17 protein-coding genes are annotated in these 14794 nt (G+C 64.8%); 6 read left to right on the forward strand and 11 right to left on the reverse strand.

The genetic code is table 11. The features are described 5' to 3' along the window. Positions 1-39: 39 nt before the first annotated feature. The 8 genes from trpS to fabA form a co-directional block, all read right to left on the reverse strand. The gene (gene trpS / locus I2H38_RS07135; RefSeq protein ID WP_196271120.1) at positions 40-1080 is read right to left on the reverse strand and encodes a tryptophan--tRNA ligase; all 1041 of its coding nucleotides are present in this window, start codon (positions 1078-1080) and stop codon (positions 40-42) included. A gap of 67 nt (positions 1081-1147) precedes the next feature. After that, positions 1148-2671 carry a murein biosynthesis integral membrane protein MurJ gene (gene murJ / locus I2H38_RS07140; protein ID WP_196271121.1) on the reverse strand — a complete coding sequence of 508 codons (1524 nt, stop codon included), beginning with the start codon at positions 2669-2671 and terminating at the stop codon, positions 1148-1150. 356 nt (positions 2672-3027) lie between these two features. Further along, positions 3028-3654 carry a thioredoxin domain-containing protein gene (locus tag I2H38_RS07145; protein WP_196271122.1) on the reverse strand — a complete coding sequence of 209 codons (627 nt, stop codon included), beginning with the start codon at positions 3652-3654 and terminating at the stop codon, positions 3028-3030. Between the two features lie 115 nt (positions 3655-3769). Next, positions 3770-4390, reverse strand: a complete 621-nt coding sequence (locus I2H38_RS07150; RefSeq protein WP_196271123.1) for a LysE family translocator — start codon at positions 4388-4390, stop codon at positions 3770-3772. Between the two features lie 60 nt (positions 4391-4450). Next, positions 4451-4852: a hypothetical protein gene (locus tag I2H38_RS07155; protein WP_196271124.1), complete on the reverse strand. Its 402-nt coding sequence runs from the start codon at positions 4850-4852 to the stop codon at positions 4451-4453. 70 nt (positions 4853-4922) lie between these two features. Beyond that, complete coding sequence (gene fabI, locus I2H38_RS07160) at positions 4923-5753, reverse strand: enoyl-ACP reductase FabI (RefSeq protein ID WP_324617365.1); 831 nt, start codon at positions 5751-5753, stop codon at positions 4923-4925. Between the two features lie 264 nt (positions 5754-6017). After that, positions 6018-7241 (reverse strand): beta-ketoacyl-ACP synthase I, encoded by a 1224-nt coding sequence (gene fabB / locus I2H38_RS07165; protein ID WP_196271125.1) that lies wholly within the window; start codon positions 7239-7241, stop codon positions 6018-6020. Positions 7242-7415: 174 nt separating this feature from the next. Next, complete coding sequence (fabA, locus tag I2H38_RS07170; RefSeq protein ID WP_229426576.1) at positions 7416-7955, reverse strand: 3-hydroxyacyl-[acyl-carrier-protein] dehydratase FabA; 540 nt, start codon at positions 7953-7955, stop codon at positions 7416-7418. A gap of 222 nt (positions 7956-8177) precedes the next feature. Between fabA and irr the strand changes: the two genes are divergently transcribed. Together irr and I2H38_RS07180 are read left to right on the forward strand one after the other, a co-directional pair. Further along, positions 8178-8648, forward strand: a complete 471-nt coding sequence (irr, locus tag I2H38_RS07175) for a Fur family transcriptional regulator Irr (RefSeq protein ID WP_229426577.1) — start codon at positions 8178-8180, stop codon at positions 8646-8648. Between the two features lie 48 nt (positions 8649-8696). Next, positions 8697-9575 (forward strand): EamA family transporter, encoded by an 879-nt coding sequence (locus I2H38_RS07180; RefSeq protein WP_196271126.1) that lies wholly within the window; start codon positions 8697-8699, stop codon positions 9573-9575. A gap of 5 nt (positions 9576-9580) precedes the next feature. Here the strand turns inward: I2H38_RS07180 and I2H38_RS07185 are convergent, their stop codons facing one another. After that, the gene (locus tag I2H38_RS07185) at positions 9581-9730 is read right to left on the reverse strand and encodes a DUF3096 domain-containing protein (protein ID WP_196271127.1); all 150 of its coding nucleotides are present in this window, start codon (positions 9728-9730) and stop codon (positions 9581-9583) included. A 42-nt stretch (positions 9731-9772) separates the two neighbouring features. Then, the gene (locus tag I2H38_RS07190; RefSeq protein WP_196271128.1) at positions 9773-10306 is read right to left on the reverse strand and encodes an SH3 domain-containing protein; all 534 of its coding nucleotides are present in this window, start codon (positions 10304-10306) and stop codon (positions 9773-9775) included. A gap of 285 nt (positions 10307-10591) precedes the next feature. On the opposite strand from I2H38_RS07190, the gene I2H38_RS07195 reads away from it, so the two are divergent. After that, the gene (locus I2H38_RS07195) at positions 10592-11584 is read left to right on the forward strand and encodes a 2-hydroxyacid dehydrogenase (protein ID WP_196271129.1); all 993 of its coding nucleotides are present in this window, start codon (positions 10592-10594) and stop codon (positions 11582-11584) included. A 114-nt stretch (positions 11585-11698) separates the two neighbouring features. On the opposite strand, the gene I2H38_RS20675 is transcribed toward I2H38_RS07195, so the two are convergent. Then, positions 11699-11911 (reverse strand): hypothetical protein, encoded by a 213-nt coding sequence (locus I2H38_RS20675; RefSeq protein ID WP_210324699.1) that lies wholly within the window; start codon positions 11909-11911, stop codon positions 11699-11701. Here I2H38_RS20675 and I2H38_RS07200 point away from each other — a divergent pair. From I2H38_RS07200 to I2H38_RS07210, 3 genes are read left to right on the forward strand one after another with little or no spacing between them, the layout of a single operon-like run. Continuing rightward, positions 11910-12248 (forward strand): DUF1127 domain-containing protein, encoded by a 339-nt coding sequence (locus I2H38_RS07200; RefSeq protein ID WP_196271130.1) that lies wholly within the window; start codon positions 11910-11912, stop codon positions 12246-12248. The genes I2H38_RS20675 and I2H38_RS07200 overlap by 2 nt on opposite strands. A gap of 1 nt (position 12249) precedes the next feature. Beyond that, positions 12250-13686, forward strand: coding sequence for a M20 family metallopeptidase (locus I2H38_RS07205; RefSeq protein ID WP_196271131.1), 1437 nt, complete (start codon positions 12250-12252; stop codon positions 13684-13686). A 45-nt stretch (positions 13687-13731) separates the two neighbouring features. Further along, positions 13732-14742: a D-cysteine desulfhydrase family protein gene (locus tag I2H38_RS07210; RefSeq protein WP_196271132.1), complete on the forward strand. Its 1011-nt coding sequence runs from the start codon at positions 13732-13734 to the stop codon at positions 14740-14742. The last annotated feature ends 52 nt before the right edge of the window (positions 14743-14794 follow it).

The following is a 14794-nucleotide window of genomic DNA, read 5'->3' on the forward strand; positions in this document are numbered from 1 at the left end:
GAGAAAGCGATGCTGCCCTGCTCTTGCGCCGGGAGCAAGTCAGCGCGCGCGAACGAAGCCGACGATGTCCTTGACCGCATTCATGGTCTCGCAGGCGATGACCCGGGCGCGGGCCGAGCCGTCCGCCAGGACTGCGTCGATATGGCCGGGATCGGCCATGAGGCGGCGCATCTCGTCGGCGATGGGGGCGAGTTTGGCCACCGCCACGTCCACGAGGGCGGCCTTGAAGCCGGAGAATTGCGAGCCGCCATGCTGGCGCAGCACGTCTTCAGCCGTGGTGTCGGTGAGCGCGGCGTAGATCGCAACGAGATTTTCGGCCTCGGGCCGGGACTTCAGGCCCTCGACCTCGCTCGGCAGCGGCTCGGGATCGGTTTTCGCCTTGCGCACCTTCTGGGCGATGGTGTCGGCGTCGTCGGTCAGGTTGATGCGCGAATAGTCGGACGGGTCCGATTTCGACATCTTCTTCGAACCATCGCGCAGCGACATGACCCGGGTCGCGGGGCCTTGAATCAGCGGCTCGGTGAGCGGGAAGAAGGCATCGCCGAAACCCTGCTCGGCAATCGATTCGGCCCAATCGTTGTTGAATTTCTGCGCGACGTCGCGGGTCAGTTCGAGATGCTGCTTCTGGTCCTCGCCCACCGGCACATGGGTGGCGCGATAGACAAGGATGTCGGCCGCCATCAGGTTCGGATAGGCGTAGAGGCCGACGGACGCGTTCTCCCGGTCTTTGCCGGCCTTGTCCTTGAACTGGGTCATGCGGTTCAGCCAGCCGAGACGGGCGACGCAGTTGAAAACCCAGGCGAGTTCGGCGTGTTCGGAAACCTGCGACTGGTTGAAGACGATATGGCGCGTGGGGTCGATGCCGGCGGCCAGGAACGCGGCGGTGACCTCGCGGATCTGGCGGGTCAGATCCTTGGGGTTCTGCGGCACGGTGATCGCGTGCATGTCGACGACGCAATAGATGCAGTCGTGCGTGTCCTGCATGGTCACGAAACGCTTGATGGCTCCGAGATAGTTGCCGAGATGGAGATTCCCGGTCGGCTGAACGCCCGAGAACACGAGCTCCTTGAACTTCGCCATCGTCTTCAAAACTCCCACGCTTGTCGCGGCGGGGTTATGACAGGGCCCGGCCGCGATGCAAGCGGTCTTAAGGTTTTTTCGCCAGCAGGGCCAGATCGCCCCGCTTCACCGCGCCGGTCAGGACAGCGGCGGCGGCGTAAAGCGCCAATCCACCGAGGCAGAGGCCGGCGAGCGTCAGGGGGCCGGAGGGCGGGATGAGCGCCGTCGCGGTCACGAGACCGAGGCTCATGACGAGGGTGGCGGCAACGATCTGGACAAGCTTTGTCACCAGCGCCCGATCGATCGCCCAAAGGCCGAATCGCTTGAGAAGGACGCTGAGCGCTGCGGCGTGGGCGAGGCAGCCGAGGCTGATGCCGATGGCGATGCCGGTCATGTCGAACGCCGCCCCCAGGGGCAGGGCCGCACCGATGGTGACGAGGATCCCGATGCCGGTGGCAAGCAGCGTTCCGCGCAAGGAGCCGCGCGCGAACAGGGTCTGGCTCAAGACCTTGCCGAGCGTTGCGAAGGGCAGGCCGAGGCTCAGACCCATGAGGACGAGGGCGGTGCCTTGCGCATCGGACGCCGTGAAGGCCCCGCGCGCGAACAGCACGGAGGCGACCGGTTCCGCCAGAATGCCGAGGGCGACGCAGGCCGGGAGCGCCAGGAGCAGGGCGATTTCGAGCGCCCGGTTCTGCGCGGCGATGATGCCGTTCGCTTCGCCCGTCCGATGCCGGAGGGCAAGTTCGGGCAAGAGCACGCTCGAGCCCAGCGCCGCCATCAGACCGACGGGCAATTGCACGACCCGGTCGGCGTAATAGAGCCAGGACACGCCTGACGGCCAGAACGAGGCGATCTGCGTGCCGACCAGAATGAAAAGCTGCGCCGCGCCGCTCGCCACAAGGGCGGGAACGCCTGCGAGCAGCAGGCTTTTCAGGGTTGGCGACCAATGCGGCAGGCGAAACCGCATCATGCGTCCGTCGCTGCGCCAGAGAGCTATGGCGACCAGCACGAGCTGGACGAAGCCGGAGAGACTGGAGGCGACGGCAAGCCAGATCGCTTTGCGCTCGATAGGCAGGGTGTCGGCGTTCTCCAGGGCGATGATTGCCGCGATCAGACCGAGATTGACGGCGAGCGGGGCCAGAGCCGTCGCGGTGAAGCGACCCCTGATGTTCAGCAGAGCCGCGCCGACGGAGGCGAGAGTGACGCAAACCACCATGGGAAAGCTAAGGCGCGTATAAAGCGCGACGAGGGCCAATGTCCCCTCATCGCCCTGAAGGCCGGGCGCGAGCACGAAGGCGATGAGTCCCGCTGCCACCTCGACGAGGCCTGTCAGGGCGATGAGCCCCAAGGCGAAGACGGTGATGACATCGCCCGCGACCCTCGCCGATTCATCCGGTTCGAGACGGCTCAGCGCGGGGATCAGCGCCGGGTTGAGCCCGCCCTCGGCGGCGATGCGGCGGACCAGATTCGGCAGGCGGAAGGCGGCAAGAAAAGCATCCGCGACCGGTCCCGCGCCGAGCGCCTGCGCGAACAGGATGTCCCGGACAAAGCCCAAGACCCGCGACGCGACGGCGCCGAGCCCGACGAGAAGGGAGGAGCGGATGAGCGACATGCTCCTTCGCGATAAGCCTTTCCAGCAGAATTGTCTAAGGGATCGCGATGTTTTGGAGGTCAGCTCGGCGATCTCTGGTTTCTTCCCTCCCCCTTGTGGGGAGGGGTTAGGGGTGGGGGTCGAAAAGTCGGAGCGCATAGCCCGACACCGGAGCGCCCCGGTGAATACGGTGTTTGGATCACTCAAACGCTCAATCGCTCACCCGGTCGAACCACCCCCACCCCCACCCCTCCCCGCAAGGGGGAGGGTGAACGGTCGCGCTTGCCAGATTCGGGCGGAGCGCAGCTGAGGGAAGCCAAGGGGGATCGAGAGGCGGCCCCAATCACCTCTTCGATGAGAGAATGGCGGTCGACGTCCTACCCCCGCGCCCGCGCAATCGCCTCGCGCTTCTGGGCCAGCGTCATGCCGCCCACATAGGATTCGGCGCCGACCAGGAAGGACGGGGTGGCGACGAGGCCCAGGGAATTGCCGAGCTTCAACGCATCCTTCATCCACTGGATGGTGCGCTCGCTGTCGGCGGCTTCGGTCAGGCGCTTGCGGTCGCCGCCGAGGCGCTCGGCTTCCGCCAGCGCGCGGGTCCCGTCAACGGCTCCGTGCAGACGGAACAGGGCGAGGTGGAGCGGCAGATAGCGCTCAGGTCCGTAAAGCTGGAGATAGGCGAGAGCCGCCTTGTGCGCCGTGACCGAGGCTAAGCCGAGCACCGCGAAATTGACCAGCACATAGCTCAGGTCCGGCTCGGCCTTCAAAAGGTTCGGCAGATCCTGCGCGGAGCGTTTGCACCAGGGGCAGTTATAATCGAAATACTCGATCATGATCACATCGCCATGGGCGTGGCCGAGCCTCACGACGGAAGGCAGATCGAGCGTATCCTCGATGAGTTCGATTGGTGCCTTCTGAGGTTCCGGCGCGGTTTGCGCGAAGGCGGGAGCGCTTGCGCCCGACAGGGCAAGACCGGCAAGCAGCGTACGGCGGGACAGGATCATGGGGATTGATTCTCGTGCGAACGACGCTCTCGTGCCGCTCAAGCGCGGCCATATCAAGGCCGGATGCGCCTTCTCACGCCCTCGTGATGGCCGCTCTCGTCACCAGGTTTGGCGCTCACGTCGTCGCGGAGCGGCCGGCGATCAGGATTCCGGCTCCGACCATCATCGCGCCCGCAGAGCGGTCGATGCGCGCCTTCGACATCGAGGAAGAGAACAGCTTTCGCGCGATTTCCGCCACGAGGCCGTAACCCAGTGCGATGGCGATCATCACGGCGGTGATAATGGCGCAGAGGATCGCGTAGCTCGCCAGGGTGATTCCGGACACGTCGATCACGCCGGGCAGAAGCGCCATGTAGAAGACGATGGCGATGGGGTTCGAGAGGGTCATGGCGAGGCCAAGGCCGATCTCGGTCGCGAAGTTCAAGGGCTTCGTCGCCTCTGTTGCCGCCAGCACGCGTCCGGCATTCTTCCATTTCTTGATGCCGAGCCAAATGAGATAGGCGGCACCGCCGAATTTCAGCGCGACGAACATCGGGCCCAAGACCTCGATCAGGGCGGACAGGCCGACCACCGCCGCCGTGAGCATCACGAGTTTTCCGAGGATGATCCCGAGCGCCAGAGGCAGCGAGGCGAACATCCCGTTCGACAGGGCTCGCGCCAGAAGACCCGCGATTTCCGGGCCGGGCGCGGCCGCCGACGCGGCGAACGCCAACAGGAAAACGGTGTATTGGGTCATGGCAGGGTTCTCGATTGAAAGCCGATGCCATTGGCTATCACAGGCGCGGAACCGCCGCACCTATCGCTTGCGCAGCGCGACCGCCCCGGAATCGTTCTTCAAGGTCCAGACCACGACCCGGCCTTGCGGGTCGAGTTCGAGAAACATGTCGCTCGGGGCGCGCTCGAAATAGGCAGCGAAGATGGCATAGGCCCGAGTGCCTGAAATCGGCAGGCTGATGCGCTGCAACGGCCCGAACTTGGCGTTGACCTCGCGGAGCCACGAAGCGAGCGCGTCCGGCGAATATTGCGCCTGGAGGTCGGGCGAAAGCATCCCGTGCAGGGCGGCGGCATCGCCCGCCTGATAAATCTCGACGAGGCGGGTCGAGACGTTGAAGAGAGTGTCCCGCTCAAGCGCCATGCCGGTCGCGGGCACGAGACAGAAGGCGAGGCCGGCGAGAGCCTGTCGGCGGGTGAGCATCATGGCGCGGTCGATGGGCTGACTTCGCCAGGTATCATGAGACCCTGGCGAAGAGTTCGTACTCGAACGGGATTTAAGCGTCCTCACCCGTCACGCCGGCTGCATCCTGGGCCTTCAGCACATCCGGGCGCGGCATCGAGATGATGTTGTAGCCGGAATCCACGTAGTGGATCTCGCCGGTCACGCCGCTGGAGAGGTCGGACAGCATATAGAGCGCCGAGCCGCCCACATCCTCGATGGTGATCGAACGGCGCAGCGGCGCGTGCGCTTTCTGATAGCTGAACATGATCCGCGCATCCGAGATGCCCGCGCCTGCAAGCGTGCGGACCGGGCCGGCCGAGATGGCGTTGCAGCGGATGCCCTGGGGGCCGAGATCGGACGCGATGTAGCGCACGCTCGCTTCCAGCGCCGCCTTTGCCACGCCCATCACATTGTAATTCGGCATGACCCGCGTCGAGCCGCCATAGGTCAGCGTCAGGAGCGAGCCGCCGTTCTTCATGCGCTTGGCCGCGCGTTGCGCGATCTCCGTGAAGGAGAAGCAGGAGATCACCATGGTGCGCGAGAAATTCTCACGCGTGGTGACGTCCACATAGGAGCCTTTGAGCTGCGACTTGTCGGAGAAACCGATGGCGTGAACCACGAAGTCGATGCTGTCCCAGTGCTTGTCGAGGGCCTCGAAAGCGGCGTCCACGGAGGCGATGTCCTCGACGTCGCACGGGACGACGAGGTTGGAGCCGAGCGATGCGGCGAGCGGCGCCACGCGTTTGCCGAGCGCCTCGCCCTGATAGGTGAAGGCGAGTTCCGCGCCGTGCTCCGCCAGAGTCTTGGCGATGCCCCAGGCGATGGAGTGGTCGTTCGCGACACCCATGATGAGGCCGCGTTTTCCGTGCATCAGACCGTTCACTGGGGTCCCCCTATGCTCCGGCTCTGCTCCGCGCTGCTCGTTGGTGTCGCAGCGTTCGTCGCGAGCCGTTCTGGCAATCTCGGTGAGCATATCCATGCGAGGTCTCCCTGGTCGATCAGGGATTCGCATGCAGATGTCTCAATGATGTGACGTTCGTCTTTCCAGAGCTTTTCCGATCTCACGGGATCGAAAACGCTCCAGAAGGTCCCGTTGACGCGCATGGTCTTGTCGGAGAGCCGGTTTTCCAGCGCTCCGGACCATGCTTTAGGCCGCGTAACGGCTGAAGACGAGCGTGGCGTTGGTGCCGCCGAAACCGAACGAGTTCGAAAGAACCGTGTCGATCTTGGCGTTGTCGATCCGCGTCCGCACGATGTTCATGTCGGCGACGGCGGGATCGAGTTCCTGGATGTGGGCGCTCTCGCAGATGAAGCCGTTCTTCATCATGAGCAGCGAGTAGATCGCCTCCTGCACGCCGGTCGCGCCGAGCGAATGGCCGGTGAGCGACTTGGTGGCGGAGATCGGCGGGCATTTCTCGCCCGAGCCGAAGACCTCGCGGATCGCCTCGATCTCCTTCAGGTCGCCGACCGGCGTCGCGGTAGCGTGCGGGTTGATGTAGTCAATCGGGGTTTTGACGTCTTTCAGCGCCATGCGCATGCAGCGCACCGCGCCTTCGCCCGAGGGGGCGACCATGTCGTAGCCGTCCGAGGTCATGCCGTAGCCGACGATCTCGCCGTAGATGCGCGCGCCGCGCGCCTTGGCGTGTTCGAGTTCTTCCAGCACCAGCACGCCCGCGCCGCCGGCGATGACGAAGCCGTCGCGGTTGGCGTCATAGGCGCGGGAGGCGGTCGCCGGGGTGTCGTTGTACTTGGAGGACATGGCCCCCATGGCGTCGAACAGGGACGACAGGGTCCAGTCGAGATCCTCGCAGCCGCCGGCGAACATCACGTCCTGCTTGCCGTATTGGATCATCTCGTAGGCGTTGCCGATGCAATGGTTCGAAGTCGCGCAGGCCGAGGAGATCGAATAGTTCACGCCCTTGATCTTGAACCAGGTCGCAAGCGTTGCCGAGGCAGTCGAAGACATGGCCTTGGGCACCGCGAACGGGCCGATGCGCTTGGGCCCCTTTTCGCGGGTGATGTCGGCCGCTTCCACGATGACGCGGGTCGAAGGGCCGCCCGAGCCCATGATGATGCCCGTGCGCTCATTGGAGATGTCGCTCTCCTCGAGGCCCGAATCGCGGATCGCCTGGTCCATGGCGACATGGTTCCAGGCCGTGCCGCCGCCGTGGAAGCGCATGGCGCGGCGGTCGACGAGCTCTTCCGCGTTCAGGGTCGGCGCGCCGTGAACCTGGCAGCGGAAACCGAGCCGCTCATAGTCCGCAGCCTTGCTGATGCCGGATTTCGCTTCCCGCAACGAGGCCAGAACCTCCTGCGTGGAGTTGCCGATGGACGAAACGATGCCCATTCCGGTGACGACGACGCGTCTCATAGCCTAACCTCTTCATAGAAACTTCATGCCGACCCAGAGCGTCTTGGGGCATGATCGTGTCGGAAAAACGGGGTTCCACTTTTCGCTAACGCGGACCCTTCGGTTCCGGATCATGCTCGTGAGACGTAAGATCGGCCCGGCTCAATCTCAACCGTGAGCCGGGGATTTTAGGATTTAGCCGGCGGCCGCTTCCGTCTGGAACAAGCCGACCCGCAGGTCCTTGGCCTCATAGATCCGGCGGCCGTCCGCCTCGAGCCAGCCATCGGCGATGCCGAGCACCAGCTTGGAGCGGAAAACGCGCTTGAGATCGACGCCGTAGACCACCTTCTTGACGCTCGGGAGCACCTGATCGGAGAACTTCACCTCACCGACACCGAGCGCCCGGCCGCGGCCCGCGGAACCGCCCCAACCGAGGTAGAAGCCGACCAACTGCCACAGGGCATCGAGGCCCAGGCAGCCCGGCATGACCGGATCGCCCTTGAAATGGCAGGGGAAAAACCAGAGATCCGGCCGCACATCGAGTTCGGCGCGCACGTGGCCCTTGCCATATTCGCCGCCGTCCTCGCCGATGGAGGTGATGCGGTCGAACATCAGCATCGGCGGCAGCGGCAATTGCGCATTGCCGGGACCGAACATTTCTCCGCGCCCGCAGGCGAGAAGGTCTTCGTAGGAGTAGCTCGACTGGCGCGCCATGCCGGGTGCCGACCCTTTCATCACATCGCAAAAGCGGCCCCGGAAACCTCCCGAGACCATCGGAATGGGGCTCTGGTAGCACAGGCTTTGCCGTCCATCAAAGGGACCATCAGGGGGAGCGCACTTTTGGACTGGATTTTGGCGGCGTCGGCCGCGTGCGCCTTTGGTCAGCCTTGTCGCCGGAGCCTCGCTTTCCTATTATTTCAATGGTAGAAGCGCATTTTCCAGGTTTCTGTTCCGACGATGTCCGATCCCTTAGCCGCCTATATCGAGTCGACGACCGCTCCCGCCCACCGGAAGGGGTGCCCCCTGTCCGAGTTGCGGGACAAGCTGCGTCGCGTGGGCTTGCGCCCGACCCGGCAGCGCGTGTCCCTGGGCTGGCTCCTGTTCGGCAAGGGCGACCGGCACATCACGGCGGAAGTGCTGTTCGACGAGGCCTCGAAGGCCCGCGTCCCGGTCTCGTTGGCCACCGTCTACAACACCCTGCACCAGTTCACGGAAGCCGGCCTTCTGCGCCAGCTCGCGGTTGACGGGTCCAAGTCCTATTTCGACACCAACCCGACCGAGCATCACCATTTCTTCCTGGAGGAAGAGGGCGAGCTCGTCGACATGCCCGCTTCCGGCGTGAGCGTGGAAGACCTGCCCGAGCCCCCGCCCGGCATGGAAGTGGCCGGTGTCGAGGTCATCGTGCGCCTGCGGCGCAAGGCCGCCTAGTCGCCGATCCATTCGGCCTTCATTCCTGAGCGGCCATCGAGTTTTTTCATGCCGCTCAGCCATGTCCTGCTTGCCCTGGTCGTCACGGTTATCTGGGGCCTCAGCTTCGTCGTCATCAAGATCGGCGTTGGCACCACGCCCCCGCTCGTCCTGTGCGCCCTGCGTTTCATCTTCGCGGCGCTGCCGGTCGTCTTCTTCGTGCCCCGGCCCCAGACGAGCTGGCGCAATCTGATCGGTTACGGGTTTTTTCTCGGGGTCGCCCAGTTTGGCCTGCTCTTTGCGGCCATCGCCATCGGCATGCCGGCAAGCCTCGCCTCCCTCGTCATGCAGGCGCAGGTGTTCTTCACGATCCTCTTCGCCGCCGTTCTCATGGGGGAAAGGCCCGGCCCGCACCAGATCGTCGGCGGGGTCGTGGCCTGCCTGGGCCTCGTGCTGATCGCCTGGCCCCGTCTTGCGGGCAGCGGCGCGGTGCCGTTTCTCATGACTGTCGCCGCCGCTGCCGCCTGGGGTGTGGCCAACATCATTTCCAAGCGCGCGGGCCGCGTGGACATGCTTGGTTTCGTGGTCTGGGCCAGCCTGATTCCGCCGATTCCGCTGCTGGCGATGTCCCTCTGGCTCGACGGACCAACCCAGGTGGTGAATGCGTTCGTGCATCTCGATTGGGGCACGCTCGCGTCGGCGGCCTATCTCGCCTATCCGACCACGGTCTTCGCCTTCGCCGTCTGGGCGCACCTGCTGTCCCGCCACCCGGCGGCGACGGTGACGCCCTTCGCCCTGCTCGTGCCGGTGGCCGGAATCATCGGCTCCTGGCTCATCCTCGGAGAAGCCATGCGGCCGATCGAGGCCGTGGGCGGCGCGGTGATCATTCTCGGCCTTGCGACGAACGTGTTCGGCCTACGCCTCGCCCGGCGCCTATGGCCGGCTTAAGGCGGTTACCGCAGCAGCCCGAAGCCCACGAGGGCGAACGCAATCAGGAAGATCGCGACGAAGACGTTGAGGAAACGCGGCGCGACGATCGAGGCGATGCCGAGGATCAGGGCGAGAATCGGCAGGATGTTCTTCAGGCTGAAGGACAGAGTCATGCAGTCGGACTTTCCGGTTTTCTAGCGGGGTAAGATCGAGGCCTATTCGACCTTTTCGTTGGGATAGACGCCCCAAAGCTTGTCCTGGCGGACATAGCCGTCCACGTCGCGCGCCCGTTCGAGGATAATTACGATGCGGCACCAGGTGCCGTCGCAGGTCTTGATGTTGGCGATCACGCCCGGTTGGAGCTGAGCGACGGTGCCGCCCCTGTCGTCGGCGCGGTCCAGCAGGTTGATCGAGGCAATCTTGCCCTTGGCCCAGGGCATGACGAGCCCGGTGCGGCGGCCCGACAGCAGGGAGTGAAGCACCCAGCCCTCCGTGCCTTCCGAATCGCGGATGCGGCGCCAGGTCTCGTATTCGGCGATGATCTCGACCGGCAGGCCCGCGCGCTGGAACACCCAGGCCGTCCGGTGGTCCTTGGACGGGCCCTCGCGTAAATTCACCCGGTCGGTCTTGAGGCTGACGTAGCGGGGCACGGGAAGTCCGGTCCCCAGACGGCCGCCCGGGGGTTGCTGCGCCAAGGTCGACGCCGTGCTCAAGCCGAGCAAGGCGATGGCGAGAACGAACTTGCGCATGATCCCCCTCAAGGTTGGGTTTGTCTAAAGGAAAGCCTCTGGTAGAGAAGCTTTGCGAGCCCCGCCACGCGGCGGCTCGTCGCCTTTAGAGCGCGGCCGGCTAGAGCGGAATTCCCGCTGTCTTGCACGAATACGCTCTAAACAATTGAATTGGCGCATGATCTTATCGCCGAACCGTTACCACTTCGGCGGATCATGCGCGATACTCGCCGAAACAGGGTTAAGAGAGCGTGAAAGCCCTCTTCATCTCCTGTGGCTTTTCGAGGGATGGGGCATCGCGAGCCGATGAAAAAGAGACCTGTCGTCGTCGTCACCCGCCGTCTGCCCGACGTGATCGAGACGCGCCTGCGCGAACTCTTCGACACGCGCCTGAACCTTGAGGATAAGCCGCTCTCGGGCGCGGAGCTGGCCGAGGCGGTGAAAACCGCCGATGTGCTGGTGCCGACCATCACCGACGAGATCGACGCCTCGGTCATCGCGGAGGCCGGGCCGAACCTCAAGCTCATCGCCAATTTCGGCAATGGCGTCGACAATATCGACGTGCCGGCGGCTTTGGCCCGGGGCATCACGGTCACGAACACGCCCGGCGTCCTCACCGAGGACACGGCGGACATGACCATGGCGCTGATTCTCGCTGTCGCCCGCCGCATTCCGGAAGGGGCGCGGGTCATTCCCGAGGGCGAATGGGCCGGCTGGGCGCCGACCTGGATGCTCGGCCGCCGCATCACCGGAAAACGCCTCGGCATCGTCGGCATGGGCCGCATCGGCCAGGCGCTCGCCCGCCGCGCCAAGGCGTTCGGCCTGTCGATTCACTATCACAACCGTCGCCACGTGCCGCCGAAGATCGAGGCGGAGCTTGAGGCGACTTATTGGGAATCCCTCGACCAGATGCTGGCCCGCATGGACATCGTGTCCGTCAATTGCCCGCACACGCCCGCGACCTACCACCTGCTCTCCGCGCGCCGCCTCAAGCTGATGCGGCCCGACGCGATCCTGGTGAACACCGCGCGCGGCGAGATCATCGACGAGACCGCGCTGACCCGCCTCATCGAGGCCGGGGCCATCGGCGGCGCGGGCCTCGACGTGTTCGAGCAGGAACCCGCGGTCAATCCGCGCCTCGTCAAACTCGCCAAGCAAGGCAAGGTGGTGCTGTTACCCCATATGGGCTCCGCGACCCACGAGGGCCGCATCGCCATGGGCGAAAAGGTCATCGTCAATATCAAAGCCTTCATCGACGGCCACAAGCCGCCGGACCGGGTGTTGCCGAGCATGCTGTGAGGCGGGAGCCTGGCGTTCGGTGGGGCCTTCCAAGTGGGTCGTGTCGAGCTTGAGCGTTTGCGCCTTTAGCACACGGCCTCCTGGGCAAGATCCGGCCTCGACAACGAGGCCGCGCTACATCTGTCCGAGCCGCAGGATACGGTTTTTCGGTTGCAGGGTCGCACCGTCGACCGGCTGAGAGCGGGCGAGTTCGCCGCCTAACAAAAGCAGCCCTTCCGCCCAAGAAGCTTCGAATTCGAACGCTTCGGTCGCCAGCGAAGGGATCATGCGGGACGAATGAGGCTTTTCGAGCGATCTTCCAATCCGAACAACAGGATTGTGGATCATGGCTCTTTCAACGACTGCCAGCAGCCCCCTTGCCGGGGCGCTGGGAACCGCCAGCTTCCTGGGAACGACATGGCAAGGACTTCGCCATCGCTGGGCGATCAGGCGCACCCGCCTCGCCATTGCCGAACTCAGCGAAAGCCAGTTGCGCGAAATCGGACTTGCCGGGGACGATCCCGCTCCGGATCGAGACGCCCATCAACGCTATTGGCGGGAATGTCTCGGCTTCACCGCACCGCGATCGCGTGACATCGTCCCTGCCGTCGATGCGCGTTCTTCCGAAACGACGTCGGGAAGGATAAGACTTGCTGACGGACGTCTGATGGAAGGTTTTTCCTGAAATGAACAACGACAGCCTGAGCCTCGAAGAAATCGCCCGGCGCGTGGACGCCAAGAGCAAGGCCTTCTGCGATTCGAGCGACCGGATCTGGGCCATGCCTGAACTGGCCTTCGAGGAGCATCGCGCGGTCGAAGAGCAGATCACCATGCTTCAAGCCGAAGGTTTTCGCGTGACCCGCAATGTGGGCGGCATGGCGACAGCCTTCATCGCGGAGGCCGGACAGGGCGGTCCCATCGTCGGCATCCTGGGCGAGTTCGATGCGCTGCCCGATCTCGCGCAGAAATCCGGCCTGACGGAACACGCGCCGACGAAATCCGGCACTCCCGGCCACGGCTGCGGCCACAACCTTCTCGGCTCCGGCTCGGCGCTGGCTGCCGTGGCGCTGAAAGACGCGCTCGAAGGCGAGGGCATCGCCGGGACCGTGCGCTATTACGGCTGCCCGGCGGAAGAGAGCGGCTCGGGCAAGACGTTCATGGCGCGCGAAGGGCTGTTCGACGATCTCGACGCGGCCTTCTGCTGGCATCCGAATGTCATCAACGAAGTCTCGACCATGAGCTCGCTTGCCTGCGTGCAGGCTTACTTTCGATTCAAGGGCCGCGCGGCGCATGCCGCCGCCTCGCCGCATCTCGGGCGCAGCGCGCTCGATGCGGTGGAGCTGATGAATGTCGGCGTCAACTACATGCGTGAGCACATGCCGTCTGATGCGCGCGTCCACTATGCCACCACCAACACGGGTGGCATCGCGCCGAACGTCGTGCAGGCTTACGCGGAATCGCTCTATCTCGTGCGCTCGCCGCATCTTCCCGATGCGATGACCCTCTTCGAGCGCGTGAAGAAGATCGCCGAAGGCGCAGCCTTGATGACGGAGACGAGCGTCGAGGTGCAAATCACCGACGCGACATCCAATATCGTGCCGAACAAGGCGCTGCAGGACGCGATGTACGAAAACATGCAGCGTCTCGGGCCGCCCGCTTTCGATGCGGTGGATGTGGCGTTCGCGGACAAGCTGCAAAAAGCCGCGCTGACGCACGCGGACATTCAGGAGAGTGTGAAGTCGCATGGCTCCGTCCTCAAGGGTAAGGCGCTGCATGACGGCGTGCTCGCCATGCCGGAGCGTGAAGGCGTGATGATGGGCTCGACCGATGTGGGCGATGTGAGCTGGGTCGTGCCGACCGCCCAATGCCATGCGGCATGCTTTGCCGTCGGCACCGCCTTCCACACCTGGCAACTCGTCACGCAGGGCAATCTTCCCGCCGCCCACAAGGGCATGGTGCTCGCGGCCAAGGCCATGGCCTCCACCGCCGCGGATTGCTTGCGCAACCCGGATCTCATCGCCCGCGCCAAGGCTGAGCTGAAGGAACGCACCGGCGGCAAGCCTTACGTCTGCCCGATCCCGCCGGACGTGACTCCGGATGATCTGCACGGCAAGGCGGCGTGACGGTCAACGGGTGATGGCGAAGCGACACAGCAAGGAATGGGTGCGATGAGCGATTTCAGTACGTCCGAGGCCCCTCAAAAAGTGCCGCTCGCAAGCCTGCCGACCCCGCTCGAGCCGCTTACGGCCCTGACGCGGGTTCTTGGCGGTCCTGAGATCTGGGTCAAACGGGATGACGGGACCGGGCTTGCCGGTGGCGGCAACAAGGCCCGAAAACTCGAATACCTGATGGCTGAGGCTTTGGCGCTCGGCGCCGATACGATCGTTACCGCCGGCGGCATCCAATCCAATCACGCGCGACAGACCGCAGCCGCCGCGGCTCGGCTCGGCCTGCGCTGCATCCTTGTTCTGACCGACTCGGTCCCGGATCGCAGCAGCGCGTATCACAAAAGCGCGAATCTCCTCCTCGATCGCCTCTTCGGGGCGGATATCCGCTTCCTCGATGGGAGCGCCGATCCCGATGCTGCAATGGCGGACATCGCGGCCCGTTGCGAGGCGGAGGGACGTTGCCCCTATGTCATCCCGGTTGGCGGATCGAACGCCGTCGGGGCCCGCGCCTACGTGGATGCCGCCGCCGAGGTCCTGGACCAGGCAGCGGCGCTGGGCGTCCGGTTCAGCCATGTCGTGCTGGCAACAGGAAGCGGTGGGACCCATGCCGGTCTCGTCGTCGGGTTCGCGGCGCGCGAAGTCGATCTCCCCGTGCTCGGCGTGAGCGTGAGCCGCAAGCGTGAGGAGGCGATTCATCGCGTGCGCGGCCTTGTCGAAAAGACCGCTGCCGTCGTTGGCAGCGAGGGATTTTCCGACATCCTGATCGACGACCGCTTCGTCGGCCCCGGCTACGGGATGCCGACCGAGGCCATGGCGGAGGCGGTGCGCCTGGTGGCCCGCACGGAAGGATTGCTGCTCGATCCGGTCTATACGGGCAAGGCCATGGCCGGGTTGATCGCCCTCATTCGCGAGGGCACTTTCAGGCCGGACGACCGGGTTCTGTTTTGGCACACAGGCGGCAGCGTCGCGTTGTTCGCGTATGACGAAGTCTTCGCAAGCGATGGAGCCTGACTGACCTGTCGCGGCATTGACAGCCCAGGCTGATCTCAGGCCCTTTCTTGCG

This window comes from Microvirga alba (genome assembly GCF_015694465.1).
Classification (GTDB): Bacteria; Pseudomonadota; Alphaproteobacteria; order Rhizobiales; family Beijerinckiaceae; genus Microvirga; species Microvirga alba.